Origin of the sequence: Erythrobacter sp. CCH5-A1, from assembly GCF_001557115.1 — a bacterium.
Classification (GTDB): Bacteria; Pseudomonadota; Alphaproteobacteria; order Sphingomonadales; family Sphingomonadaceae; genus Erythrobacter.
This window is the reverse complement of record NZ_LSKQ01000069.1, coordinates 1-993: the sequence shown is the minus strand read 5'-3', so window position 1 is coordinate 993 and position 993 is coordinate 1. Positions and strand designations below refer to the sequence as shown.

At 60.3% G+C, this 993-nt stretch carries 1 pseudogene; it reads left to right on the top strand.

Features of this window, described 5'->3' with window-relative positions:
- Positions 1 to 993: pseudogene (locus AX708_RS20730) on the top strand (hypothetical protein); the annotation flags it as partial.

Sequence of the window (993 nt, the reverse complement as noted above, 5' to 3'; positions counted from 1 at the left end):
CCGGGGAGACGCTTACTGCTGATCAGGCTCTCTCGCGGGTCGCCGATTACGCCTATAAGGAGTCGAATTCGACCCAGGCAAGGCAGGCGCGCGAGGATTTCACCCGCGCGACGAGCTCTAGTTCCGACAGTGAACTGAAGTCTCTCTCTGATCGCTATTCGGCCAGTTTGGCCGACACGCGGACCTATTCGAATGAGGCGTCTCGCACGCAGGAGGCCTACGAACGGCACAGTCAGGACTTCAGCGAGGCTGCGTCTCGCGGATACTCGCTCAGCCAGGACGAGACACAGGAGTTCGTCACCTATGCGCAGCAGGCGCTCCGGGCACCGGAGAACAGCGTCCTCGCATCGACAGGTTGGCAACCTCGCTTGGTGGCTACCACCCCGGAGCAGGAGCAAGTGAAGCAGATCCTGCTGAGGCAATTCATGGACGATAAGGTTGATCAGGTGCGTCAGGAACTCGGTGTTTCATTCCCCGAACTGGGCACTCCGACAGGCGTGCGACCATCGGTCTCATCGGCTGAGGATGTCCAATCGTTCGGTGAGGCGAACATCGGCGCGATCTCGGCGCGGGGGCCCAACGTTAGCGTGCGCGGTAATTCGGGAGACGCTTCCGTACGAGAGGAAGCGGCAGAAAGAATTGACGAGGGTTCGTTCCGTCTGACTTCAGAGGGCCTGTCTCTTGGAAACAAGGTCACCGGTGCCGAAAGTCGTGCCGGAGCCCTCGGAGACCGGGTTGATGATCGCAATCATGAATCCATCGGCAGTTCATTGGTCTCGCCGGTCATCAAGGGCGCAGAGAGCTATCTCGAGGATGCTAAGGGGTGGATCTCGGAAACGTCAGAGCGGGTCGGAAACTCTCTCGGCATCGGCGGGGTAGGGGCCACTGGTGGTGGTCCTGTTAATTCCGTGCTGCCACGTTCCGGCGAAGGGTTTCGAACCTATTCCGCACCGGGCAGTCAGTATGCGACGGAGTCGGTCGCCAACGAGCTGC